Origin of the sequence: Olivibacter domesticus (genome assembly GCF_900109575.1) — a bacterium.
Classification (GTDB): domain Bacteria; phylum Bacteroidota; class Bacteroidia; order Sphingobacteriales; family Sphingobacteriaceae; genus Olivibacter; species Olivibacter domesticus.
This window is the reverse complement of record NZ_FOAF01000002.1, coordinates 440517-467008: the sequence shown is the minus strand read 5'-3', so window position 1 is coordinate 467008 and position 26492 is coordinate 440517. Positions and strand designations below refer to the sequence as shown.

General features: G+C 39.6%; 16 protein-coding genes. 10 read left to right on the top strand and 6 right to left on the bottom strand.

What is annotated here, in order from left to right:
- Window positions 1-2: 2 nt before the first annotated feature.
- Together BMY50_RS12555 and BMY50_RS12550 are read right to left on the bottom strand one after the other, a co-directional pair.
- On the bottom strand, window positions 3-1124 hold the full coding sequence (locus BMY50_RS12555) for a D-TA family PLP-dependent enzyme (protein WP_093324760.1): 1122 nt from the start codon (window positions 1122-1124) through the stop codon (window positions 3-5).
- Window positions 1125-1136: 12 nt separating this feature from the next.
- Window positions 1137-1607 carry a RidA family protein gene (locus BMY50_RS12550; protein ID WP_093324757.1) on the bottom strand — a complete coding sequence of 157 codons (471 nt, stop codon included), beginning with the start codon at window positions 1605-1607 and terminating at the stop codon, window positions 1137-1139.
- A 250-nt stretch (window positions 1608-1857) separates the two neighbouring features.
- On the opposite strand from BMY50_RS12550, the gene BMY50_RS12545 reads away from it, so the two are divergent.
- The gene (locus BMY50_RS12545) at window positions 1858-2829 is read left to right on the top strand and encodes a sugar phosphate isomerase/epimerase family protein (RefSeq protein ID WP_093324754.1); all 972 of its coding nucleotides are present in this window, start codon (window positions 1858-1860) and stop codon (window positions 2827-2829) included.
- A gap of 1 nt (window position 2830) precedes the next feature.
- Here BMY50_RS12545 and BMY50_RS12540 read toward each other — a convergent pair whose 3' ends face one another.
- On the bottom strand, window positions 2831-3859 hold the full coding sequence (locus BMY50_RS12540; RefSeq protein ID WP_093324751.1) for a LacI family DNA-binding transcriptional regulator: 1029 nt from the start codon (window positions 3857-3859) through the stop codon (window positions 2831-2833).
- 229 nt (window positions 3860-4088) lie between these two features.
- On the opposite strand from BMY50_RS12540, the gene BMY50_RS12535 reads away from it, so the two are divergent.
- The 3 genes from BMY50_RS12535 to BMY50_RS12525 all read left to right on the top strand — a co-directional run bounded on the left by BMY50_RS12535 (window position 4089) and on the right by BMY50_RS12525 (window position 8692).
- A complete protein-coding gene (locus BMY50_RS12535) occupies window positions 4089-4826 on the top strand; it encodes a rhamnogalacturonan acetylesterase (RefSeq protein WP_093324749.1) in 738 nt (245 codons plus the stop codon).
- Between the two features lie 5 nt (window positions 4827-4831).
- Window positions 4832-5827 (top strand): pectinesterase family protein, encoded by a 996-nt coding sequence (locus BMY50_RS12530; RefSeq protein ID WP_093324746.1) that lies wholly within the window; start codon window positions 4832-4834, stop codon window positions 5825-5827.
- A 390-nt stretch (window positions 5828-6217) separates the two neighbouring features.
- On the top strand, window positions 6218-8692 hold the full coding sequence (locus tag BMY50_RS12525; RefSeq protein ID WP_093324743.1) for a glycoside hydrolase family 95 protein: 2475 nt from the start codon (window positions 6218-6220) through the stop codon (window positions 8690-8692).
- A 128-nt stretch (window positions 8693-8820) separates the two neighbouring features.
- Here the strand turns inward: BMY50_RS12525 and pelA are convergent, their stop codons facing one another.
- Genes pelA through BMY50_RS12510 form a run of 3 tightly spaced genes read right to left on the bottom strand, consistent with a single transcriptional unit; the run spans window position 8821 to window position 12589 of the window.
- On the bottom strand, window positions 8821-9852 hold the full coding sequence (pelA, locus tag BMY50_RS12520) for a pectate lyase (RefSeq protein ID WP_093324740.1): 1032 nt from the start codon (window positions 9850-9852) through the stop codon (window positions 8821-8823).
- 40 nt (window positions 9853-9892) lie between these two features.
- Window positions 9893-11542, bottom strand: a complete 1650-nt coding sequence (locus tag BMY50_RS12515; protein ID WP_093324736.1) for a glycoside hydrolase family 43 protein — start codon at window positions 11540-11542, stop codon at window positions 9893-9895.
- Between the two features lie 3 nt (window positions 11543-11545).
- Window positions 11546-12589 carry a pectinesterase family protein gene (locus BMY50_RS12510; protein WP_238383749.1) on the bottom strand — a complete coding sequence of 348 codons (1044 nt, stop codon included), beginning with the start codon at window positions 12587-12589 and terminating at the stop codon, window positions 11546-11548.
- 232 nt (window positions 12590-12821) lie between these two features.
- Here BMY50_RS12510 and BMY50_RS12505 point away from each other — a divergent pair, with 232 nt between their 5' ends.
- The 6 genes from BMY50_RS12505 to BMY50_RS12480 all read left to right on the top strand — a co-directional run bounded on the left by BMY50_RS12505 (window position 12822) and on the right by BMY50_RS12480 (window position 26360).
- Window positions 12822-15791, top strand: coding sequence for a SusC/RagA family TonB-linked outer membrane protein (locus BMY50_RS12505; protein ID WP_238383748.1), 2970 nt, complete (start codon window positions 12822-12824; stop codon window positions 15789-15791).
- A 12-nt stretch (window positions 15792-15803) separates the two neighbouring features.
- On the top strand, window positions 15804-17468 hold the full coding sequence (locus BMY50_RS12500) for a RagB/SusD family nutrient uptake outer membrane protein (protein WP_093324725.1): 1665 nt from the start codon (window positions 15804-15806) through the stop codon (window positions 17466-17468).
- A gap of 397 nt (window positions 17469-17865) precedes the next feature.
- Window positions 17866-20964, top strand: a complete 3099-nt coding sequence (locus BMY50_RS12495) for a SusC/RagA family TonB-linked outer membrane protein (RefSeq protein WP_093324721.1) — start codon at window positions 17866-17868, stop codon at window positions 20962-20964.
- A gap of 32 nt (window positions 20965-20996) precedes the next feature.
- Entirely contained in the window at window positions 20997-22679 is a 1683-nt protein-coding gene (locus tag BMY50_RS12490) for a RagB/SusD family nutrient uptake outer membrane protein (RefSeq protein ID WP_093324718.1), read from the top strand.
- A gap of 122 nt (window positions 22680-22801) precedes the next feature.
- Window positions 22802-24451, top strand: a complete 1650-nt coding sequence (locus tag BMY50_RS12485; RefSeq protein WP_093325792.1) for a glycoside hydrolase family 28 protein — start codon at window positions 22802-22804, stop codon at window positions 24449-24451.
- 7 nt (window positions 24452-24458) lie between these two features.
- A complete protein-coding gene (locus BMY50_RS12480) occupies window positions 24459-26360 on the top strand; it encodes a glycoside hydrolase family 88/105 protein (RefSeq protein ID WP_093324715.1) in 1902 nt (633 codons plus the stop codon).
- Window positions 26361-26492 lie beyond the last annotated feature (132 nt).

Below are 26492 nucleotides of genomic sequence, written 5' to 3'. Positions count from 1 at the left end.
TATTAAATAGTTAATTTTCGTTGCCTGGCAGTAATGTTCCAGGCACCATCTGTGTGATTATCAATGATTGTAAAGGCCTTATCGTAAAGTGCTACGGTTGGGCAAATATGGTAGGGTAAGGCATAAATAACGTCTCCCAAAGCAAAAGAGTGGCCATCTGCAATTTCTATTACGAGGTGTTCTTCGCTATGGGAAATAACGCTGGCATCAGGAGCATTTAGAAAAAAGGCCCTTCGTGTTAATTCGTTTTCTGAGGCAATGGATTTATGACCCAAATCTAGGCAAAGTTTGTTATCGTCTATGATCGAGATGATACGGGTAACCACCAGTGCAGCAGGTAGAAAATCTTGCTCCGCAAATAACTCCTGATAACCCTTGTCCCAAAAAATAAAGGTTCCTGGGCTACATACAACATCTTTGTTGTTGATGTGTATTGGGAATGTAGGCGTGCCGCCAGCAATAACGGAAAGATTTTTTGAATACCGTTGATCTGCCCAGGCTTTTAGCTGATCAATTTTCGCGGTATAGGATTCACATTTTCTTCTTCTTTCATCCAGTGAGCTGTCGTGGATATGGCCATCATAACAATGTAAACCCGTCAGTTTTAAATTAGGCAGAGCAAGACAATTGCTTATCAACGTATAGGCGTGTTCAGGTAAAATACCTGTTCTATTCATTCCTACATTAATGTCAATATAAACAGCGATTATCAGCTTGTTTTCTTGTGCTATTTTGCTTAACAAAAGAGCAATTTCCAAATTGTCTACCAAACAAGAAAAACTAGTCTTCGGGAATGTTAGCATCAGTTTTACGAAACGTAAAATATTAGGTCCAACCGGCTGGTAGGCGAGTAAAACATCAGCCGCTTCACAAATACCCAATAATTCCGCTTCCGCGATGGTGGCACACTTAAATTTCGAGATGCCTGCTGCTTGCAGTAACCTTATGGCGGCTGGTGATTTACAGGTTTTAATATGAGGTTGTAACCGTTCGACAGCGTCCGACATCTTAATTAACCGTTGAATATTTTCTGTCACACGATCTGGATAAATAACCAGAGAAGGGCTGGTAATTTGATCGATGTCTTTTATAACGAACCAATCTTGTTGATTAGAGTATGGCATTTATGAGGAATTTTATACTAATTCAAACAGCGCTTCAACTTCTACCGGGATGTTATCAGGCAAACTACCCATTCCAACAGCACTACGCACCCCAATGCCATTCTCTTCACCCCATACTTTAGCAAAAAGCTCGCTGCAGCCATTAATAATATAAGGATGCTTTTCGAAGTTGCTTGTGCAATTTACCATTCCCAAAACTTTAATTACCCGTTTTATCTTGTTTAAACTACCCAGATTGGTTTTAATGGTAGAAAGCATGGTTAACCCTACTTGCTGAGCAGCGAGTTTGCCTTGATCCATATTAATCGTTTCGCCAATTCTCCCTATAATTAAACTCTTATCATCCTGAACAGGACCATGGCCGGATAAGTATAAGTATTTACCATCAATCAGGTATGGTTTGTATACACCTAAAGGAGCGGGAGCAGGGGGTAAATTTAAGCCTAGCGCTTCAAAATTTTTATCAGCATCAATTGTAATCATGTTCTTTTTGTTTTTAGTCAGAAGATAAATGTAGGATATTGTTTCTACATGTCAAAATGCAGAAAGTGATGAATGATGAGTTTTGAGTGATGAATAGCGGTCTTGATTCTTGTGTCTTGTATCCTGATACCAATAACGATTAAGGTCTTACTGCCTGTCTCACATGTCGATACTAACAACAATAAAACTTGATGTTACAACAAATAAGTGTAAATTAGACGAGCTAATTATATTTCATTATTTATTCTATATGGTACCAAGAAGAAAATTCATCAAGCAGTCGAGCATTGCCTTGGCTTCAATAGTGGCTGGCAGTAATTTATTAGCCGCTTGTTCAAAACGTGCGCAAGAAGAGAAAATCGGCATACAGTTATATACGATGCGCGACGAACTGGCGGCAAATGCAAAGCAAACGATCATGAAAATTGCCAATATAGGTTATGGGCATGTCGAAACTTTTTATGATTACGGAACGGAAAAAAACTCGGGTAAATATTGGGGATTAACTACTGCAGAACTAAAAAATCTTTTAGCTGAGAATAATCTCAAGACATACAGTGGTCACTATCAGTTAAATAATTTCTTGACCATGGGGAAGGGGCAAGATGATGAGTTAAAGCAACAAGCGGAGATTGCTGTAAATCTTGGTCAGCGTTATTTGATCGTTCCTGTACCCCCAATGACGTTAATTGATAAGCTCACCCTAGCTGATTTTGAGTTCATGGCCGAGCAATTAAATAAAGGGGGCGAATATTGTAAAAGTGTCGGCTTGAAAATTGGCTATCACAATCATTTCTGGGAATTTAGAGGTTATGGTGAGGACAAAAAAACAGGCTATGATGTATTATTATCCAATACGGATCCCGAACTGGTAGCCTTCGAATTAGATATGTTCTGGGCAATAAAGTCAGGAGCGCATCCACTGGAATTATTTAGTAAGTATCCTAAGCGATTTGAAATGTGGCATGTAAAAGATATTGACAAATCAAAGCCGGAAGTTATTGTAGGACAAGGGAAAGACTCATTACCCTCAATGGATATATTAAAGGATATCAAATTTGCTGAAGTGGGCACAGGAAGTGTAGATTACAAAGCAATCTTTAAAAAAGCGGATGAGGCTGGATTAAAACATTTCTTTGTTGAGCAGGATGGTATATATATGAGTAATCATTATGAAAGCATAAGAAGTAGTTTTAATTATATAAAAGGAAATCTGATATAGTTTAATTTCTAGGTTTCGATTTAATTCGCTCGATTAATTCGGTACCCAAAACAACTGATTGATATTCATGCACAGGATATTTGCTTTCAATTAATTGGATAAGCAGATCTGTGGCTACCCTGCCCATCTCGAAGGCCGGCTGGCGAATGCTCGAGAAGTCGGATTTAAATAAATCTAACACGTCGCTGTTTGAAAAACCAGCGATTGCGGGATCATAATTGTTCCCGCTAAATTTTTTAAGAGCAGTTAAACAGCCGATGCTCAAACGGTCACTAGCAACGAAAATGGCATCAGGTTTATCTTTCATAGATAGAAAATATTGAACGGCAGTATCTACTTCTTTTTGGCTGCTGCCACCATGATGGCAATAGGTGATGTTTGAAGGATCTACCTTAAATCCATTTTCCGTTAAGGCTTCCTGATACCCTGCAAGGCGTTCTTTTGTGATAGAAAGATGGGGTGCATTTGCTAAATGTGCAATTTTTCGATAACCTTTATTGATAAGGTGTTGAGTGGCCATTTTAGCGCCTTTTTTGTTGTCGGAAGAGACTTTATGTGTGGCTAAGCCATCATATATCCTGTCGAAGAAAACAATTGGTAAGCCTGCACCATGTAATTTTTGAATATGATCGAAATTCGTGGTTTCTGCCGAAAGTGAAATAAGTATACCGTCTACTGACCTGTTAGCAAGATGCTGGATATTCATAATTTCCTGATCAGAAGAATCATGGCTTTGACTAATAACAATATTATAGCCATTTTTATAAGCGATAGATTCTATACCATCAATTGCTTGCGAAAAAAAGCTATTGGCCACTTCGCAGACTATAACACCAATAGAATAGCTTTTCCGTTGTTTTAAGCTCAGCGCAATTGGGTTTCTTTTATAGTTGTTTTTCTCCGCATATTCTAGTACTCTCTTCTTTGTTTCAGGATTAATCTCGTAGCTGTCGCTGAGCGCTCTGGAAACAGTTGAGGCAGAAAGATCTAGGGCTAGCGCAATATCTTTTATCGTTATGGGTTTGAACACAGTTAGCTAGTTTTTTAAATACCAAACTTATGTAAAATTGCCCTCATATCCAATTACAATCACTGTCATTTCAATATTTTACCGCTAAGCTGCTATAGCTAAGCACTTTTGATAAGGGTTTAATTATTAGTGATGACGCAATCGATACCGGTATCGATTGCGTTAATTTTATCGTTTGATCTTAATAGACGTAATAACTAAATATGTAAACTTGCTAGAAAACTATCCAATGTTTAAGAAACCAACATTCCTTGCATTAACAGCTGCAGTATCGCTAATGGCTTTTGCTCCTCGATTTAAACAAAAAACTGTATGGATGATGGGGGATTCCACCATGGCCATAAAAGAAAAGAATAAATTTCCGGAAACAGGTTGGGGAGTGCCTTTTGCTACTCTTTTTAAGAAAAATATTACCGTAGAGAATAGGGCGAAAAATGGGCGAAGCACACGATCTTTTATTGATGAAGGGCGGTGGAAGGAAATTTACGAGCATTGGAATGCGGGCGACTATCTTTTTATTCAATTTGGACATAATGATGAAAAAGTGGATAAACCCGCCGTCGGCACGTCATTGTCTGCATATAAAGCTAACTTGACTATGTTTATTACGAAGGCAAGAGCGCATCATGTTACACCTGTATTATTGACACCGATTGTTCGCCGACATTTTGAGAAGGGCACATTAGTAGACACACATAAGGGCTATCCCGAAGCAATGAGAGTTGTGGCCGACAGCTTGCAGGTGCCTTTAATTGATCTAACATCAAAAACAAAAGAGCTTCTGGAAAGGATGGGTGAGCGGGAATCAATAGGCCTTTTTCTTCATTTAGCGCCAGGGGATAAGAACTATCCAGAGGGCGTTGAAGATAATACACATTTAAATGTAGAAGGCGCGCGAGCCGTAGCAGATCTTGCAGTACAAGGATTAAAAGAATTGAAGTTAACGCTAGCGGAAGATTTGAACTGAAATTTATGAGAAGTATCTTTTTAAATGTTTGTTTATTTACAATTTGGGCGACATGTTTAAAAGCTGCCGATAGAGACACTATTATTGTTGCGCAGGATGGCTCTGGTAAATATACTTCTGTTCAAAAGGCCCTGGAGGCAGTTAAGGATAGTGAGTCTTCAATCCTCACCATCTTTATTAAGCCGGGCGTGTATAAAGAGCAGCTCAGGTTAAAATCTTCAGAAAAACATGTCAAACTGATAGGAGAGGACGCAAATAAAACGATTCTGACCTATGATAACTTCGCCAGCAAAACCAATCCTGAAACAGGTAATAATTATGGCACCACGGGCTCTTCGTCGTTTTTTGTAGAGGCTGATCATGTTACCGCTGAAAATCTAACGTTTGCTAACTCGGCCGGACCAGTTGGACAAGCTGTTGCTGTTAATATAACGGGAAATCGAGTGGCTTTCAAAAACTGTCGATTTTTAGGCTTTCAAGACACCTTATACACAAAAGGCCCCCAAGACGACAAAAGCAAGGAGAGCTTACAATATTACGAAAACTGTTATATCGAAGGGACTGTCGATTTTATTTTTGGTGCGGCAACAGCCCTTTTTGTCAATTGTGAATTACATAGTAAAGGGCAAGGTGGGTACGTGACTGCCGCTTCAACACCCGAACATAAAAAATATGGTTATGTGTTTATTGATTGTAAACTAACAGGGGAGAGTTCCGAAGCATCGGTAGCATTAGGTAGGCCATGGCGGCCTTATGCCCAGGTAGTCTACATAAATTGTGATATGGGTGATCACATCATTCCGCAGGGCTGGAATAACTGGGGTAAAGAAGAAAACGAGTCGACCGTTTTTTATGCGGAATATAATAGTAAGGGAAAGGGAGCAAATAAAAATAAACGCGTAAAATGGGCTAAAACGCTGAATGGAGAAGAAGCTAAATTGTATACGAAGGAACAGGTATTGGGCGATTGGCTGCCTTTCATCATCCCAACAAGCATCTAATAGCTCCTGAAATGCTTTAATGAAGTACAGAACATATAGCGAATATGTACCTTTTAGCTACGGAAGATATACTAAAAAAGGTATGTAATACCTAGGTGAAGGGTAGGTGAGACGTGGGTTTAGCTTGTAAAGACTCATATTGGAGCATCATTATACAATTTTTTTATGTAGACTTTGAATAGTTTATTCCACCAGCCTGTTTCCTTTCCGTCTTTTCGAATGAAACGCAGGTTGTATATACCTTTCAAATTGTTGTGATCAACAACCAGAAGCCATGCTAAACCACAATTGAAAGCAGTGATATGCCAACGTTGGAAATATGGAAAATATTTATTAAAATTGAATTCAGAAATGAAACAACCAATTTTATACTAGTCAGATCATCTTATTATGATACAAATAACATCCGTAAAAAAATGTGTCTTTGTCTTAACTTTATTGTTTTCCGTCATCTCTTCGGTTTACGCTGCGGAGCCGAATTTATATACGCTCTGGTACGCTAAATCGGCAGCCAACTGGAACGAGGCCTTACCAATCGGTAACGGGCGATTAGGCGCCATGTTATTTGGTGGTGTGGAGCGAGACCATTTGCAGCTAAATGAAGAAACTATTTGGACGGGTGGACCGGGCAATAACAGCAGTAAAGATTTATATCCGACAATGCAAGAAATCCGTCGTTTACTTTTTGAAGGTAAATATCAAGAAGCACAAGATCTTTCGAATAAAGAAATGCCCAGAGCGCCGGAGGCTAATAATAATTACGGTATGTCATACCAACCTGCGGGTGATTTATGGATTGATTTTTTACACGAAGGAAAAGCCGACAATTATCGTCGTGAACTGGATATTGCGAATGCTTTGTCGACACTTACTTATCAAGTGGGAGAGGTAACTTATACAAGGGAATATTTGGCTACAGCATCTGATCAAGTAATTGCCGTGCGATTAACGGCAGATAAAGCGAAAAGTATAAGTTGTAATTTAAAATTAAATACGCCACATCTTGTACATCAGCAACATATTATTGGTAATCGAATCTATGTGGACGGCACTTCTGGCGATAAGCAGAATAAAAAAGGTCAAGTTAAATTCTCGATTGCAGTAGAGCCTAAAATAAAGGGTGGAACGCTCCAGGCCGATGGCGAAATGTTGAAAGTAGATCAAGCAGATGAATTAGTGTTGTATATATCCATCGGAACAAATTTTAATAATTATCATGATTTGAGCGGAGACGCCCGTCGTCGAGCGGATGATTACCTTGATGCAGCTTTGAGAAAAAAATACAAAGCTATCAAGACAAAGCACGTGGAGGATTATAAAGGTTATTTTGATCGCGTATCTTTGGATCTTGGCCAAACATCGGCTATTAATAAACCCACCGACCAGCGCGTAGCCGACTTCCACTTGGGTGATGATCCGCAACTAGTGGCGCTATATTTTCAATTTGGTAGGTATTTGCTTATTTCTTCTTCCAGACCGGGAAGTCAGCCAGCGAATCTGCAAGGAATTTGGAATGATAAATTATCGCCACCGTGGAGCAGTAAGTATACTGTTAATATTAATACCGAAATGAATTATTGGCCCGCAGAAGTAACTAATTTAAGCGAGATGCATGAGCCTCTGTTTGCGATGTTAAAAGACTTATCAGTAACGGGAAAAGAAAGCGCGTGGAACTATTACCGCGCGCGCGGTTGGAACATGCATCACAATACAGACCTTTGGCGCGTTACCGGTATTATCGATGGTGGTTTTTACGGCATGTGGCCAATGGGTGGGGCATGGCTTTCACAACATATTTGGCAGCACTATTTGTTTAATGGGGATAAAGCTTTCTTAGCTAAATATTATCCGATATTAAAAGGAATAACTCAATTTTACGTGGATGTATTACAGGAAGAACCAACACATAAATGGTTAGTAGTGGCGCCCTCTATGTCGCCTGAGAATTCATATCAATCGGGTGTTGGCATTACGGCTGGTACGACCATGGATAATCAGTTGGTTTTTGATGTTCTTTCGAATTTTATTGAAGCTGCACGAACCTTACAAGAAGATGAAACTTTTGTAGATACGGTGGTTAACAAGCGTAAACGCTTGCCTCCCATGCAAGTCGGCAAACTTGGACAGCTACAGGAGTGGATGGAAGACCGGGATCGAGCGGAGGATCATCATCGGCATATATCACATTTGTATGGTTTATACCCCTCGGCGCAAATATCGCCTAATCGACATCCTGCTCTTTTTGAAGCCGCTAAGAAATCGCTCGTTTTTCGAGGTGATAAGTCAACGGGATGGTCTATGGGTTGGAAAGTGAATTGGTGGGCACGATTATTAGATGGCAATCGTGCCTATAAATTAATAGCCGATCAGTTGAGTCCAGCCGGAAATGACACGACAGGACAGGCTGGTGGTACTTATGCTAATCTTTTAGATGCGCATCCTCCTTTTCAAATAGATGGGAATTTTGGTTGTACGGCCGGAATTGCCGAAATGCTCGTCCAGTCGCACGATGGCAGCTTGCACATTTTACCGGCCTTGCCTGATCAATGGCATACCGGTGAGGTAAAAGGACTGAAAGCGCGTGGTGGATTTATTGTGGATATCGCATGGAAGGATGGTAAATTACAGAAGCTTGTTGTGCATGCTAGTATTGGTGGCAATTGTAGGATCAGGGTTGCAGATAATAGGTTGAACGATCAACTTTCATTGAAGCAGGCTGTGGGCATAAATCCCAATCCATTATATAAAGTATTAGAAATTAAAGAACCGATTAGTCGCGTAAATCAATCAACGTCAAATCCCATAGAATTTGAAGAATATGATTTATCCACCAAAAAAGGAAAGACTTATGACATCTTGAGGTAAGATCGGAATGAAAGCCGGTTTATATATCCTCCAAGGCCGTTTTTCCAACGCTCAAGACCATATTGGCTACCTGCAAAAGCCTTTTCTACTAAAAATATCGCCTCGGAAAAAGTAGTTGGCGGTGCTTATTAAAACGTATTCAACTTCCATTTTTTATATGCTTTATCTACTTTATTGCCCCAATTTCCATACCACGCATAACCTATCCGACGTTCATTTTCTATTGAAAAAAGTGTTTTATGAGGTTTTCCGTCTCGTCCTACAAATAAAGGCTCTTGTTCATTTAGATCATAGAAACGTGCCCAACTATCGGTGCCTAGTTTGTCAATCAAGACACGGTCTTTTCCGCTAGATTGCCTTGGATCGTCTATAATAATGGCCTCTTTATCTTTTAATTTGTGATCAGAAAACCATTGAACACCTGCTTCAACAGCCTCTTGAATAGTTGCCGACTCAGGTTGTTCCATCAAGAAAAGTAAAATATCACTAGATTCGGCTGTCGCCAAAGATGGTAATTCGTAAGCTCTTGCTTTCGCAGGTTGAAGATTGTCTTTATCATACTGTGCAGCCCAAATCGTTTTTTTACCAGCAAGGATTACCTGTGTATGTATGATACATTCAAGGCCTCTTTCAAGCACTTTTTTTGCTTTCTCAACATAGGAAGGTGCTAGCACATCAAAACCATTCCGACTTTTAACAATATCCTGCATGATCAATAGAACATTAATCATTGCTCGATCATTGTAAGTTATCTGCGATCGATAAAGATGGGTGTCGGGATAATATTGTGGCCAACCTCCATTTGCATATTGCGCATCAAGGAGGTAATCAACGCCATTCTTGGCACCGGTCAGATACCGCTGATTTTTGGTTTCATGGAATGCCTTTATTAGATAGCGTATTTCGCTACTTGTGGCGTTATTATCAATCGTAGCATCTTCAAGTCCCTTCTGCTCTTCTGCTAGCTTTCTTTCTGCTAAATTATAAGCCCTGTAATAATCGACCTTCTTTTTATTGAAAAACTTCGACCATCCTCCGTAATTACGCTGTAGGAGCAGCATGTTCTCTGCCACAGCATCTTTGTTCCGCGTTTCTTGTCCTACCAACTCCGCTGAATAAAAAAGTGCTAAAACAATATACAGATAAATAAATCTTTTCATGTTCGTTTAATTAATTACGCATCAGGTTTTCAAAGAGCTTCTATTTCTTAGCTACGCTAAACCAATCGTAGTCCCCCCAGCCCGAATCGTTAATTTTTGTCGAACGTATACTAAATATTCCAACTTTAGCGCCAATCCATTGCCCCGGTGTTGCTTTAAATACGGCATCGACACGCTTAAATTCTTTGCCATTTTCACTATAGCTAAATTGGCATTGCGCTCCTGAACTAACAGTTACTCGGAGGTATAGCGTATTATTATTTAATTTGGTTATTACCACCTCGGTTTCCTTTGCCCCTTTGTGCGCATCGATTGCTTCTCCATAGACCAAATAAATGCCATCTTTCTGACTTTTAAAGCTCAGATGAGCATAACTTTGACCCATTATAATCAATCCTGTTTTTTCATCTTGAATCTTTTCATTTGGCGTAAAAGTTACTTTTGTCGTGGCCACAAACTCTTCTGTTGGAAACTTCTGTAATAAGATATTAGGGACGTCCCATAGATTGCGAGCACTATCAGGAACCTGTTGCGTATATAAGCGTAGTACACCTTTTTCAGGATAACGGAACGCCCAGGTGGCTTTTGGATTGGCCTGCCATTGCCATTGTTTGCCAAGTGTTAGATCATTGAATTCATCACTTTCAACAGGTGTTTGGATTGGATAGGTTTTGCCTACATTCGGCTTTTTATGTGTTAAAACAGGTTCTCCCGTGCCTTTTCCTGCTACATCCTTACCTATAACGGGCCAATCGTTTACCCACTTCATGGGCTGTAGGTGTACAACGCGTCCGTAGGCATCTTTATCTTGGAAATGCATAAACCAATCTTCACCCGTCTGTGTATCGATCCAGCCCCCTTGGTGCGGGCCGTTAATTGAACTTTTACCCTGTTCCATCGCAACATGCCTTTCATAGGGCCCATAGATATTTTTGGAACGCAATACAAGTTGCCATCCAGTAGCTACACCACCCGCAGGGGCCATCATATAATAGTAACCATTTCTTTTGTAAAACTTAGGCCCTTCGATCGTTGGGTCTAAGGCATGTCCGTCATAAACAATGGTACCTTCATCCAAGGTTTTTGTACCATCCGCACTCAATTTTTTGATTGCTATAATGCTTTTAATACCCGCCCTGCTTCCTGCATAGGCATAGGTAATATAGGCCTTTCCATCTTCATCCCACAAGGGGCATACATCAATCATTCCTTTCCCGGCTTCAACGAGTATCGGATCATCCCATATCCCTGCCGGATCCTTCGTTTTTATCATATAGATTCCGAAGTCTGGATCGCCATAATAAATATAAAACTCACCCTTATGATAACGGATGGAAGGTGCCCATACGCCATTTCCATGTTGGGTTTTTGAAAAATGTTCAAATGGTGGCTGTTTTCTCAGTGCATGGCCAATAATTTGCCAATTAACTAAGTCCTTTGAATGCAGGATGGGTAAACCGGGGATGGCATCAAAACTGGACGCCGTCATGTAAAAATCGTCGCCTACCCGAATAACATCTGGATCAGAATAATCGGCATCCAGAACAGGGTTTTTATAAGTTCCATCTCCTTGGTCGGCTACCCAAACGTTTGAAACATAGGGTTTTTCCTGCTGGAATTGTGCGTTTAGTTGGTTTATAAGACTACTGGTGAGTAGAAATGAGCATAATAAATGTTTTTGCATGTTCATATTTTAATGGTTTATTGTAGGGTTCCAAGAACCATTATTGTTGAATATTTCATCAAGTGTATATAATTTTAATTGTTCTTGAGAAAGTTGCTTGCTCCAATTTGCCCGCTGTGACGAATCTGAACCCGGGCCAGTGCTTTCGTATTCGGCATAATAGGCTGTTTGCTCATTCGTTGGATTTCGCCAATTGTCCCATCCTTGCGGAACAATATGTTTGTCCATCATGCACTTGATAAAGACTGTCTTTGCATGCGGCCGCCAAGGTCTTCCTAAGTATACTTTCTTTGCATCTACATGCGCAATGAGCTTACAATTTATAAAAACAAAACCATAGGCTTGTCTAGGAGTAGTAGACGCCGCTGTAATGTAAGAGTTGGATAGGCTTTTAATGGTGCAATCTTGAAAAACAGCAGTAGCTTGTCCAAATATAAAATCCGTCGTTCCCACTATATAACAATGCTGATAATATTGTCTGCTATTTTCTGTAGCGGTATAAAGGGTGTCTTGGTTACCCAATAACTTGCAGTCTTTAATGATGACGCGATCTGCTTCGACATGTAATGCTACCGCCTGACCTACGCGGCCCGCGGTATTTTGAATGGTTATGCCCTCGGCGGTAAAGTCATTGCCTTGTATTAAAACCGTATAGGAGTTATAGGTAGTGAAATTGCTTTTGCCGTAGGCATCTACTGTATCGATGTATGGTTTTCCAGAATAGTCTGCATTCGTAATGATGGTTTCATCAGCGCCTTCACCAATAAGAGAAATATTTGTTTTCCAGGTGGGAACGACTATTTTCTCATGATATATACCTTTTTTAATATGTATAGATACCTGCTGTTGAGATAAGTCACGCACCGTGTTAATGGCCTCCTGAATTGTTTTAAAATCTCCCTTACCATCTTGGCTTACAATAAATTTATGAGGATATACAGTTGTTTGCCCCAAAGCAAATTTATTCACCAACATAAGAAGTGACAAAAGGCCTATATAAAGTATTTTTTTTAGTTTGAAATAGTGATTGAAAGGCATATCGGTTAGCAACATAATTTGGTTTTAAAGCAAGATTAACTAGAATTTTATAGAATTGGTGAAATAGCGCTAAACAATTTCTACGCAATCGTTACCGATAACGATTGCGTAGATTTAAATTTATGCCAACGTTGGAAAAACAAAAGGATAATTTTATTATTGCTGAGTCAGATGCCAAGCAATACTAAATAAGCCAAATTAAATTTGTTAGCTAATCAATATTATGAAATGGATACCTAAAAAGATCATGAGAATTTTTGTTTTGTTTTTTTACCTATTAGGAGCAAGTGTAGGCTTGGTTCAAGGGCAGAACAAAACGGTTGCCGGTAAAGTGCTGGATAAGGAAGGGCAGCCTTTAATTGCGGTAAGTGTATTAATTAAAGGTACCCAGAGTGGTACCAGTACCAATGAAAATGGGGAATTCAGCTTAATGCTTCCATCATCCAATCGATCCGTATTGGTATTTAACTATGTAGGCTATAAAACGAAAGAAGTTACTGTGGGAACACAGGCACGAATAGCGGATGTGGTATTGGAAGAAGATGCGACCAACTTAGATGAGGTGGTGGTAATAGGTTATGGAACTGTTAAAAAGAGAGATTTGACAGGTGCTGTTACGTCGGTTGCTAAAGAGGAGCTTACCAAATTGCCTACTACCAATGTGATGGAATCTGTACAAGGGAAGGCCCCTGGTGTGGATATTGTTCGACAGAGTGGATCGGCAACTTCAGGGGTGAGCATTACCGTTCGGGGAAATCGGTCGATAACTGCCGGAAATGGACCCTTATTTATTGTTGATGGTATGCAATACTCCAATATTCAGGATATTAATCCAAATGATATCGAAAGTATGGAAGTATTGAAGGATGCCTCCTCCACGGCGATCTACGGTTCAAGGGGTGCCAATGGTGTTATCATCGTGACAACAAAAAGAGGTGCTTCTGGTACACCTAAAGTGTCTTTTAATGCTTACTATGGCATGCAAAAAGCCGCTGGATACCCCAGGGTGATGAATGGAAACGAATATGTGGATTTAAGAAGAGAAGCAAATCGGACTACAGGAGTATGGAATGGTATTGCAGATGATCCAAAAATTTTTAATAATGATCAGCTAAACTTTATTGCCAATAATGTTTACACAGATTATCCGACTCTTATGTTAGGTTCCGGGCATCAGCAAGACTACCAGCTCAGTATATCGGGCGGAACGGAGAAATTGAAATCTTATTTCTCGCTTGACTATTTCAATGAGCAAGGGTTATTTAAAATGGATGACGCAAGACGGTACACCGCTCGGTTAAACTTGGATTACCAGGTTACTAATACATTAAAAGTGGGAACACAGACCCAACTAACCTATTATGATCAGAACAAACGTGCAGATCCATTGAATCAGGCAAATAAGATCAACCCGCTTAATACCCCTTACGACGCTGATGGTAACTATATTATCTATCCAGATCAAGGAGCTTCTGTTAATCCTTTGGCCGATGAGCAACCGGGAAATTATAAAAATAATGTTAAAACGTTGCGGGTTTTCCCTACCGTTTTTGCGGAGTTTAAGCCTTTAGATGGTTTAAGTATCCGTGGTAATTTTGCCGTAAACTTATCCAATCTACGCGACGGTCTGTACGAGGGATCTTATTCAATTCGTAGAAATGGTGCGAATTCTCGTGCTACTTATGTTACCAACAATGGTTTAGGGTATAATTGGCAAGCTATTGTGAATTATCAGAAAACATTTGGGGACCACGATTTTGGTATTACAGGAATTAGTGAATACTTATACAATGATGCGGAGAATGCGACCGCACAGGGAGAGAATCAATTACTCGATAATAATTTCTTCTATAACCTGGGATCGAATACGCAAAATTTAGCGATCACCAGTGCGTATACCGAAACGAAGCTGCTCTCTTACGCTGCTAGGATAAATTATGGGTACAAAGGGAAATACCTGTTAACATTGACTGCTAGAACCGATGGTGCCAGTCAACTAGCTGTAGGGAATAAATGGGATTTCTTTCCTTCAGTGGCAGGTGCCTGGCGAATAGTTGATGAAGATTTTATGAAAGGACAACAGGTTTTTAATGACTTGAAATTAAGAGCCAGCTATGGCGTTTCGGGAAACTCTTCAGTAGTTGCGTATTCCTCACAAAGTACGCTGACCCGTATACCTTTCGCTTATGGCGACGCATCTGCTCCCGGCTACGGATTTCCTAATAATTCACCTAACCCCCAATTGGGATGGGAAAAATCAGCTAATACCAATATTGGTTTAGATTTCGGATTATTTAAAGGAAGGTTAAATGGTACGTTGGAGCTTTACCACACGAGCACAAGCGATTTATTATTGGATAGAATTTTGCCCCCTACGTCGGGTTATTCCTTTGTAACCCAAAATATTGGCAAGACAGAGAATAAAGGAATAGAGGTGGCACTAAACGGTACGCCGGTGAGTACAGATAATTTTAAATGGAATAGCACGGTTTCATTTACGAAAAATATTGAAAAGATAAAGGAGCTGATTGATAATCAAGACATCATTAGTTTAGATTCGCGCTATGTGGTAGTAGGTTATCCGGTAAACTCTTACTTTGATTATGAAAAATTAGGTATCTGGCAATTGGGAGAAGAAGAGCAGGCAAGTCAATTTGGTCAACATCCGGGAGATATAAAAGTGAAAGATCAGAATGGTGATGGTGTCATTACAGCAGATGGAGACCGGGTAGTTGTAGGATCGCAAGTGCCTAAATGGAGTTTAGGCTGGAACAATGATTTCTCTTACAAAAATTTTGACCTGAACGTCAACATTTTTGCAAGAATAGGGCAAATGATAAATGCTAATTACTTAACAAGGTACGACCCACAGGGAAATGGTAATAGTACAGCTGATATTCCTTATTGGACACCCGAAAATCCAACAAATGAAAGACCAAGGCCCAACGCAAATCTTAGTTTAACAAGCATGCTTTATACTTCAACCTTAGGTTATACCGAAGGATCTTTCGTGAAGCTACGAAATGTGACATTAGGTTATACGCTTCCCTCATCCCTTACAGAGAAGTGGGGGATGGCGAAACTCAAAGTGTATGTTTCGGGAAGGAACTTAGCGATGTGGAGCAAAACAATCAATGGCTATGATCCGGAACGTGGTGGTGGCGAATCAGCTCCCTTAACGCGTTTAATTGTTGCAGGTATCAATGTTAATTTTTAAATCAGGCAGATCATGAAATTTCCAACTAAATATAAAGCAATTCTATTTTTAACTGTACTCTTGGCGACAAATTTAACATCCTGTAAAAAAGTATTGGATGAAGAAAATTTAAGTGGTATTACAGACGAAACACTCTATACTACACCCAAGGGATTTGAAACCTTGGTTAATGCTGCTTATAGTTATCAGCGGTGGTGGTATGGAAAGGAAAGAGGATTTAATATGGGTGAGACGGGCACAGATTTATGGACGAATGGGGCAGGGGATGTTTATCCGGATTTAACGACCTATCAGAATTTACAAGCTACCAATGGTGCCTTACAGGAAGTTTGGTCTAATTTTTATAAGGCCATTAATGTTTGTAATGCAGGGATTGCAAGAGTAGGTAATTCAGGGATGGATGAAGCCTTGCAGGTGCAACGGACGGCCGAGTTCCGTTTTTTACGTGCATTTTATTATTACCATATTGTAGAGACCTGGGGTGATATACACCTAACAACAGAGGAAACAAAGGGTGTTATTACGGAAGCCAACAAAACAAGTGTCGAGAACATCTATACACTAATAATTGATGATCTGAAGTTTGCCATTGAAAATTTAGCTCCTACAACAACGGAATATGGAAGAGTTACGACGCCTGCCGCAGAGGCATTTCTAGCTCGGATTTATTTAACCCGTGGAATGAATGACGAAGCCGCTTCGCTGGCGAAGAAGGTGATTGATAATTATGGGTTTTCACTGCTTCCCAATTATGCGGATTTATGGAAAATGGATAATCAGCAAAATAGTGAAGTAGTATATGCCGTCAATTATTCTGCTAATTTAAATGATAACGATAAACAGGATGATAATGTTTATCCTGATGGCGATAATAGAGGATCTAATAGCGCACACCTATTATTTATTATGAAGTATGACGATCAGCCTGGTTTGATACGGAGTTTGGAATATGGCAGACCTTTTAACCGCTATCAGCCATCCAGGTATTTACTTTATCTCTTTAATGAGCAAATTGACAGCCGATTTGATGCGTCTTTTCAACAGGTGTGGCTTTGCAATCAACCGAATGCCTCATCAAGACCTCCAGGAATGAATGTGGGGGATACCGCCGTTTTCATTTCAAAGTACGCAGTACCTGCCGCAGAACGTGCTACGAAGAATTACACCATTTATGATGACAATGATATATATAATACGGATGGATCATCGAAGAACAGGTTGCGTTATATTTCTATGAAGAAATTCATGGACAATACCAGAAGTAGTGTAAATGAAGCACAAAGTGTAAGAAACGCCTTTGTGATCCGCTTGGCGGAAATGTATCTGATTGTAGCAGAAGCTGATTTTAAATTAGGGAATACTATAGAAGCTGCGACATACCTGAATGCTATTCGAGAACGTGCCGCAAACGAAGGGCACAAACAAGAAATGGACATACTAGCCTCGGATGTAACATTAGATTTTATACTGGAAGAACGTGCCCGGGAGTTTGCAGGTGAGCAACTTAGATGGTTTGATTTAAAGCGTACTGGTAAATTGAAAGAAAACCTACAGAAGTATAATCCGCACGCGAATACCTATTTTAGAGACTATCATTTATTGCGTCCCATCCCTCAAAATCAATTGGATGCAGTAACAAATAAAAGTGAGTTTACACAAAATCCAGGATATCAATAGTAAATAGTTGAGTAGGTGAATTTGTTAAATAGTTAAATCGTTAAATGGGGAAATAGTTGATTTGTTAAATAGTTGAATCGTTAGGTAGGAAAATAGTAACATAAACATGCTTTGTTAATACGGAGACTGTCTCAAAAGGGCAGTCTCTTTTTATTTGTTAACCTCAATTTATTCCCCCATTCTCTCTTCATGTTTCAATAATTCATCTTGTCTCTCCACAAGAATTCCGATTGACTCTTGTTTAACCATTTTCGGAAACGATTGCGTAGTTTTTTACAGTGATTTGTATTTATAATCCGCATCTATATATGTATTATTGACACTTGTGCTTTGAATAGTAAATATTTTTAGTACTGAACCAAGCAATAAACCGATTTTCAACTAACTGTAACCAACTATGGCCAAAAAATTATGGATGCTTTTTGTGCTGCTCCTATGCACCTTTTCATTGAAAGCACAAACACGGCAAATTTCTGGAAGGATTTCTAATGCTTCCAAAGAACCCCTACCGGGAGTAACGGTGATGTTAAAGGGAACAAACACCACTACCAGCACAAATGAGTCGGGCAATTTTAATCTTAAGATCCCAAATCTGGAAAATCAATTACTTGTTATAACCTCCATTGGTTATAAGACACAAGAGGTACCTCTTAGCAATCAGCAGCAGCTGAATATTATACTGGAGGAGGATGCGCAGGGGCTGGATGAAGTGGTAGTTGTAGGATATGGCACGATGAAAAAGGGAGATCTTACGGGAGCCGTTGGATCTGTAACATCGGAGACCTTGAAAGCCAGAGGAACCACTTCCGCGATGGCTGCTTTACAAGGGTCGGTACCAGGGGTAGATATCAGTTCTAATTCTACCAAACCTGGAGGAGGTTTTAATATTCAGATTAGAGGGCAAAATTCTTTAGCCGGAGGAAGCCCGCTATATGTGGTGGATGGAGTGGTTATGGGGGATATTAACTTTCTAAATCCTGCAGATATCGAACAAATCGACGTATTGAGAGATGCTTCTTCCACTGCCATTTATGGGTCGCGAGGGTCAAATGGGGTGGTAATTGTGCGTACGAAAAATGCAGGTAGTAACCATGGTTCTCGAATGTCAGTGAGCTATGACGGCTTTTACGGTATCCGAAAACTAGCCCGTCTCCCAGATTTTATGGATGGAAGAGAATGGGTGGATTTTAGGACTTCTGCCTACTACACGTACAATACCAACTTACAACAATATGAACTAACAACAGCAAATAAAAATTCCGTTTTACAAAGAAGCCCATTATTAGAGCAACGCTTGTATAACGAAGATTATGAAGATTGGTTAGCTTTAGGCACGCAGGATGGTCACCAGCAAAACCACTTTGTTAATATCGGCGGAAGTTCAAGTGATCTGGCTTATAATCTAGGTATCGGCTATCAAAATGAGCAAGGCAACTTTATCAGCGAAAACTTGAAACGTTATAATATGAAGCTGAGTATTGACCATAGAGGCTCCAAATACTTTTCTGCAGGTGGAACAATAAATTTGTCTCATACTGTGAATAATCAGGGTAGTCAATATGGATACCGGGATATTATGCGGATGCCGGTAATACTTAAGGCGCATGATGAAAACGGTAATTTAATTGAACAGCCCGGTATTGCTACTTCTATCCAAGGTAGTGGGAATTTTACCAGCTCGCCAAACCCTTTAAACGAAATTAATAGTGGTAATCAGGAAGACCGACGATACGATGTTTTAGGTAGTTTCTATGCTCAAGTTACGCCATTTGAGGGCCTAGCGATTAAGAGCACTATTATGCCCAGGTTTACACGAGAGCGAATAGGTCACTATTATGGCGTCGTACCGGGAAACAGAAACCAAAGTGAAGCCTATCAGCAAAATAATGAGAGTTTAGAATATACCTGGGATAATCAAATAACCTATACCAAAACATTTAATCAAGATCACCACCTAAATGCTACCTTTATCAATAGTTTTTATAAAACAAGATTTGAAAGCATCCAGGCAGCTTCACAAAATCTACCCTATAATTCAGCATGGTATAATATTTTTACTGGTAAACTAGATAGCGAAAATTCATTATCTTCCTATAATGAGTCAGGCTTGATTTCTTATGCTGCACGCGTAAACTATGACTATAAAGGGAAATACCTAGTTACTGGAACCATCCGTTACGATGGAAGCTCTAAATTGGCAGATAAATGGGCCTCCTTCCCTTCCTTCGCATTGGGTTGGCGTTTATCAGAAGAAGAGTTTATGAAAGCTGACTGGCTCTCCGATTTAAAAGCACGTTTTAGTTTTGGTTATTCAGGCAATAACAATGGTATTAATCCTTACGGATCTCTTCAAACGCCTATTACAGATGAGCTGATATGGTATGATTATGGAGACGGGAGTGCCGTTTCCGGGTTAAGACCGGGCTATCCCGTTAATCCAGTAATTACTTGGGAAAAAACACGTGAATTAAATTTTGGCCTTGATTTTGGATTTTTCAACCAAAGACTTTATGGATCGGTAGATATATACGATAAGCTGTCGGATGGATTGCTGATGAGTAGGTCATTAGCAATCGAGTCGGGCGTTGCTTCCATGACAGATAATATTGGTTCAGTGAGTAATCGAGGTATTGAAATTGCTTTAAATTCAACCAATATCCGCACACCAAATTTTCAGTGGACAACTTCTTTGAATTTTGCCCATAATAAAAATGCCATTGAATCGCTGTATGGCAGAAAAGAAGATGTGATGGGCGAGAAACGATTCATTGGACAGCCTATTGAAGTTGTTTACGATTATCGGGTAATTGGTGTTTGGAAATCTAATGAAACACAAGAAGCCGCGGCCTGGGGGCAACAACCGGGGCAAGCACGCGTGCAGGATATCAATAACGATGGTGTTATTACGGCGGCAGATGACCGTACAATTTTGGGAAGTCCAAATCCAAACTGGACGGCCAATTTACGTTCCACTTTTAATTACAAAAATTGGGATTTATCGGTCGACATATTCACCCGGCAGGGAATCTTTGTACAAGATCGATTTTTAGAGGAATTCGGGCCTGGTAATACCCAAAGAGGGCGGCCGAAAATCGGATTTGACTATTTCGTACCTGCTGGTGTTGATCGTTATGATTGGAATAATTGGGGAACAAAAGCCGATGGCTCACCTTCAGCTACCTGGTCTCCTGCAGCAGGTAATGAGGATGCTAAATATCCTGCAATCAACAACGCTGGTCCATATTATGGTAATAATGGCCAATATACCGATGCCTCTTTTGTGAAAATAAGGAACATTATTTTGGGATATACGTTGCCAGCGAAGCTGTTATCTAAAGCCAAAATCAGTCAGTTACGCGTTTATTTAAATGTACTCAACCCTTTCACCTTTACCAAGTATGACGGTTGGGATCCGGAATATGCTACAACATCACTGCAGGAAGGTAATGGCCCGAGTACGATTACTTACCAATTAGGTGTAAATCTTAAGTTTTAGTTGATTATTAGATATCTAAATAATTATTGATCATGAACCGAATTTTAATATTATTGTTTCTTATAATATCGCTAAGCGGATGCAAGAAATTTTTGGAAGAGGATAATAAAGGTGGGATTTCAAATGAAGAGTTTTATAAGACCGAAGCGGGGTATGAAACCTTGATAACAGCCTCTTATTCGTCGTTACGGGAAACCTTTAGATTAACGCCCTGGCTATTGGTGGCAGGTACAGATATGTATCAACGAGCTAGAGGGAATGGCGACCGTTCAATTCAAGAGTATGAACAATTATATGCTACTGATTCCTATGTAAAGACCTATTATCAGAATTGTTATAAGGCTATCCAAACTATTAATATGGGGGTTTTTTACAGCGATATCGCAGAAATAGCGGCAGATAAGAAATCTATATATCTTGCTGAACTCCGGTTTTTAAGAGCCTTTTACCACTTTCTCTTGGTTGAACAATTTGGGGGTGTTTATATTAATCAGCAGGCTACTTTTGAAGCGCAACTTAATATGCCAAGAAGTAGTTTAGAAGATTGTTATGCCTTTATTATAAGTGAAATGGAAGCAGCTCTTCCGCTGGTTGGGGATGGGCGTGCTCGCGTAAATAAAACGGTGGTGAATCATTATTTAGCCAAGGTTTATTTAACTAGGGGATGGGATCTCAAGCAAAGCGGAGATTTTGAAAAAGCAAAAAGTTATGCACTGGCCGCGATTAACGGCAAAACGATAAGCATTCCATTTGAGCAACTTTGGAGTCCTACTAATGAAAATAATGATGAGTTTATTTTTGCCGTGCAATATGATCTACAGTCAATCGCGTCCAGTACGGATGGTAATAATCAGCAAGGTATTTTCGGACCGTATTTAGGAGGTTCTGAGTTGAACCATAAATATATGAGTGCACAATTATATCCCTCATGGAATTTGCATAATTTTTATGATGAGAAAGATGCAAGATATGATGCCACTTTTATGTTGACCATCTATGATCAATACTTTGACTACTATGATGCGAGTAAAGATAAAACTAAAATTCTTATAAGGGCTTACTACCCGAGGGTATGGGGAAGGGAATACACCCGTACAGATTCGATTGCATGGGCGGCTCAACGTCAAGGACAAATAGCGAGCAATTTCCGCTATTACCCCTTTAAATACAATGAAGAGGCTTACCGAGAATTTTATGATGCGGATATGAGCACTCCGGTTATCAAAAAGTTTGATAGCCCATCTACACGTACTATCTTTCAACAAACAGCCAGTGTAAGAGATGTAGTGCTGGCCCGATTGGCAGAAACTTATTTTATATATGCCGAAGCCAGTATCGGATTGAATGATTTTGCTACCGCTGCAAATTATGTGCAGGCTGTTTTAGATAGACCAGGTAATACAAAAGATGGAACGCGTTTATCGCCTACGATGAATATTGCTGCTTCCGCTAATCAAAGCGAAGCTTTGAACGCTTACCTTATTGAAAGTGCCAAAGAATTTGCCGGTGAATACTTAAGATGGCCGGAACTTAGAAGAACAGGCAAGCTCAAAGAGTTCTGTGGCAGATATAATTATGATATTAAAAAGATTGGTGTAGACCAAGCCTTTAGAGGGTTGGATGGAAGAGATAAAATTTTAAGGCCAATACCACAGGATGCAATTGACTTAAACGAAGCGGAAATTCAGCAAAATCCCGGCTATCAAGCGCAATAGTGAATAGCGCAATCGTTACCGATAACGATTGCGCAAATAAATACGTACAAATGTTTGAAAACATTCATGGAGAGCCTTACAATTGCAAAGGCTTATCCCAATTTAATACCTTGATGATACGAATGAATAAGATACTAAGCACATCACTTTTACTATTAATATCTGCCTTTTCAGCTTCTGCGCAAAATGCATCAATTGCCCCGCAAGCAGCTATTCCAATACCAACTTTTAAACAAGATACCGTTTCCATAGAAACATTAGGTGCTGTTTCAGGAGGGCATCAGCTGAATACGAAAAGCATTAATAAAGCCATTGATGATATTCATACGAAAGGAGGCGGTGTGGTGTTGATACCTGCAGGCGTATGGCTTTCGGGTCCTATCGTATTAAAAAGTAATGTTAATCTACATTTAGCAGCGAATGCATTGCTGCTTTTTACGAAAGATTTTACGCAATATCCATTAGTGAAAACAAGTTGGGAGGGTATCCCACAGATGCGAAACCAATCTCCTATATGGGCCTTTGAACAACAAAATATAGCCATTACCGGAAAAGGGATTATTGATGGAAATGGTGATGCTTGGCGAATGGTAAAAAAAGCTAAGATGACGGAAACGCAATGGCAAAAACTTCTTGCTTCCGGTGGCGTTTTAAATGAGAAGAAAGATATTTGGTATCCTTCTGAAAGCTCATTGAAAGGTGCTTCTTTTAAAGACCCTGGGCTTGTGGAGAAAGGAAAGAATGAACAATTCTATCAAGGAGTCAAAGATTATTTAAGACCGAACTTGATATTGCTTGAAAAATGTCAGCGTATTTTATTGGAAGGTGTGACATTTCAGAACTCACCAGCTTGGAATATCCATCCGTTAATGAGCCGTGATATTACTGTTCGGAATATTAATGTACGCAATCCTTGGTACTCTCAAAATGGTGATGGAATTGATATTGAATCATGCCAAAATGTATTATTGGAGCATAGCACATTTGACGTGGGTGACGATGCCATATGCATCAAAAGTGGAAGAAATGAGGCAGGTCGAGAACGGGCAATGCCGACACAAGATTTATGGGTGAGAAATTGCACCGTTTATCATGCACATGGCGGTTTTGTAGTAGGAAGCGAGATGAGTGGGGGGGCAAAGAATTTATATGTTGATAATTGTACATTTATCGGTACAGATATCGGGTTACGTTTTAAAACCACGAGAGGTAGGGGGGGCGTTGTAGAAAATGTCTATATCAATAATATTTATATGAAAGATATACCCGGAGAAGCGATTCTTTTTGATATGTATTATGAGGCAAAGGATCCTATTGCACTAACAGGAGAACATCGTGAACCACCTAAAGTGGAAATGTTACCGGTAACCGAAGCAACTCCCCAATTTAAAAACTTTTATATAAATAATGTAATTTGTGAAGGTGCGGCTAAAGCGCTGTTTATAAGAGGTTTGCCGGAAATGCCTATTAGAAATATCGAACTTACCAAACTTAAGATAAATGCCGATGAAGGTATTGATATTCAAGAAGCAAGCAGCATTAAGTTGAAAGATATTAGCTTATCCACAAGAAAACAGAAATCGCTCGCTTATTTGTTAAATAGTAAAAACATTGAAATCGACAACCTTGTTTTTGATAAGGTAGCGAATCTGCTGCATGTGCAAGGTGATAGGATGGGTGCTGTTAGTATAAGAAATACAAATATAGAGCGCGTGAAAGAACCAGTTAAGGCCGACTTTGGCGCTAGTAAAAACACCATTACATTTAAGTAACGATCAAATGAACAGAATACTAAAAAATATTTTAATTACCGGTTCTTTCCTAATTAGTTTACAGGCACTGGCACAGGAAAAAAAATACAGTGAGCTAATGACGCAAACGGCGATGCGTTCATGGCCAGATGCATTTACGCTTGATAAAGGTCAGGAAGCTAAATGGAGCTATGACTTGGGGGTAATTTTAAAAGGGGTAGAAGGGGTTTGGAAAAATACCGCAGATAAACAATACTTCGATTATATCCAGCATAAAATGGACCATTATGTACAGGAAGATGGGACTATTAACGCCTATAAAATGGATGATTATAACATCGATTTCATTAATAATGGAAAGATCCTGCTATTTCTATATCAGGTAACTGGAAAAGAAAAGTACCTAAAAGCAGTTCAACATCTAAGGAAGCAGCTTGATACACATCCGCGCACGAAGCAAGGGAGCTTCTGGCATAAAAAAATCTACACACATCAAGTTTGGCTAGATGGATTATATATGGGCCAACCTTTTTATGCTGAATATGCCAAACTATTTAATGAGCCCGAAGCATTTGATGATATCAGTAAACAATTTATATTGATTGAAAAGAATACCAGAGATGAAAAAACAGGTTTATTATATCATGGCTGGGACGAATCTAAGGAGCAAAAATGGGCGGATAAAAACACAGGGAGATCACCTAATTTCTGGAGTCGTGCTCTTGGATGGTATGGAATGGCCCTCGTGGATGTATTGGATTATTTTCCGAAAAATCATGCCGGAAGAGATTCCATTATTGCCATCTTAAATCGCTATGCTGATGCGGTGACAAAGGTACAGCAGCCTAATGGATTGTGGTATCAGGTTACCGATATGCCAGAGAAGAAAGGAAACTATCCGGAAGCGTCTGCATCATCGATGCTTGTTTATACCCTGGCTAAAGGAGTCCGCTTAGGTTATTTACCTTCCAAATTTTTAAAAAACGCTGAGAGTGGTTATAAAGGTATTCTGAAAGAATTTATTGAGGAAGATAGTCAAGGACGTGTTAACCTTAACGGTACTGTTAAGGTATCTGGATTGGGCGGAACCCCATATCGCGACGGTAGTTTTGAATACTATATGAGCGAACCTGTTATACAGAACGACCCTAAAGGTATAGGCGCTTTTATTCAATGCGCGGTAGAAATGGAGATGTTGCCGAACCTCAAATTTGCTAAGGGAAAAAAGGTAGTACTGGATTACTATTACAATAATGAAAAGAGAAAAAATTTGCTGGGACAACAGGAACGCTATCATTATACATGGGAAGAACAGGATAATGGCGGGTATTCTTTATTAGGCTATATTTTCCAGTCCTATGGCGCTCAAACGGATTCGCTAAATACGAAGCCAACCAAAGAAAACCTACGTAAAGCGAATGTCTACATCATTGTTGATCCAGATACGGAAAAAGAAACGGATAATCCATCTTATATACAAGAACCAGAAATTGAGGCGATCATGAGTTGGGTGAAAAAAGGTGGAACCTTAGTTTTATTAGGTAATGACGCAGGAAATGCAGAATTTAAACATTTCAACCTACTGGCAAACCGCTTTGGAATTCATTTTAAGGAGGACAACAACTTGCTTGTAAAAAACAATAACTATGAACAGGGGGCAGTCTCTGTTCCGCAAGGGAACGATATATTTAGTAAACCGTATAAATTATACCTGAAAGAAATAAGCTCACTTACTGTATATGCGCCCGCAATACCTGTTTTGGGTGTAAACAATATAAATGTAATGGCAACTGCTAAATACGGTATGGGTAAGATTTTTGCGCTCGGCGACCCCTGGATATATAATGAATATTTAGATGGGCGAAAATTGCCTGCTGATTTTCAGAATTATCCAGCCGCTCATGATTGGGTAAAGTGGCTGCTTAAGTGATTAGTGAATTAGTAAAATCGTTGAGTAGGGAAATAGTTAGGTAGTTAAAGAATAACAATGACATGGTATTAGTGTTAGCGATACTATGGGACGGGGAGTTGGAATTTAGGCCTGCACTTGATTGTAATAGAT

What these genes read in the sequence shown, in the direction of transcription:
- BMY50_RS12555 (WP_093324760.1), bottom strand. Translation starts at nt 1,124, where the DNA reads ATGCCATACTCTAATCAACAAGATTGGTTCGTTATAAAAGACATCGAT.
- BMY50_RS12550 (WP_093324757.1), bottom strand. Translation starts at nt 1,607, where the DNA reads ATGATTACAATTGATGCTGATAAAAATTTTGAAGCGCTAGGCTTAAAT.
- BMY50_RS12545 (WP_093324754.1), top strand. Translation starts at nt 1,858, where the DNA reads ATGGTACCAAGAAGAAAATTCATCAAGCAGTCGAGCATTGCCTTGGCT.
- BMY50_RS12535 (WP_093324749.1), top strand. Translation starts at nt 4,089, where the DNA reads ATGTTTAAGAAACCAACATTCCTTGCATTAACAGCTGCAGTATCGCTA.
- BMY50_RS12530 (WP_093324746.1), top strand. Translation starts at nt 4,832, where the DNA reads ATGAGAAGTATCTTTTTAAATGTTTGTTTATTTACAATTTGGGCGACA.
- BMY50_RS12525 (WP_093324743.1), top strand. Translation starts at nt 6,218, where the DNA reads ATGATACAAATAACATCCGTAAAAAAATGTGTCTTTGTCTTAACTTTA.
- pelA (WP_093324740.1), bottom strand. Translation starts at nt 9,852, where the DNA reads ATGAAAAGATTTATTTATCTGTATATTGTTTTAGCACTTTTTTATTCA.
- BMY50_RS12515 (WP_093324736.1), bottom strand. Translation starts at nt 11,542, where the DNA reads ATGAACATGCAAAAACATTTATTATGCTCATTTCTACTCACCAGTAGT.
- BMY50_RS12510 (WP_238383749.1), bottom strand. Translation starts at nt 12,589, where the DNA reads ATGTTGCTAACCGATATGCCTTTCAATCACTATTTCAAACTAAAAAAA.
- BMY50_RS12505 (WP_238383748.1), top strand. Translation starts at nt 12,822, where the DNA reads ATGAGAATTTTTGTTTTGTTTTTTTACCTATTAGGAGCAAGTGTAGGC.
- BMY50_RS12500 (WP_093324725.1), top strand. Translation starts at nt 15,804, where the DNA reads ATGAAATTTCCAACTAAATATAAAGCAATTCTATTTTTAACTGTACTC.
- BMY50_RS12495 (WP_093324721.1), top strand. Translation starts at nt 17,866, where the DNA reads ATGGCCAAAAAATTATGGATGCTTTTTGTGCTGCTCCTATGCACCTTT.
- BMY50_RS12490 (WP_093324718.1), top strand. Translation starts at nt 20,997, where the DNA reads ATGAACCGAATTTTAATATTATTGTTTCTTATAATATCGCTAAGCGGA.
- BMY50_RS12485 (WP_093325792.1), top strand. Translation starts at nt 22,802, where the DNA reads ATGAATAAGATACTAAGCACATCACTTTTACTATTAATATCTGCCTTT.
- BMY50_RS12480 (WP_093324715.1), top strand. Translation starts at nt 24,459, where the DNA reads ATGAACAGAATACTAAAAAATATTTTAATTACCGGTTCTTTCCTAATT.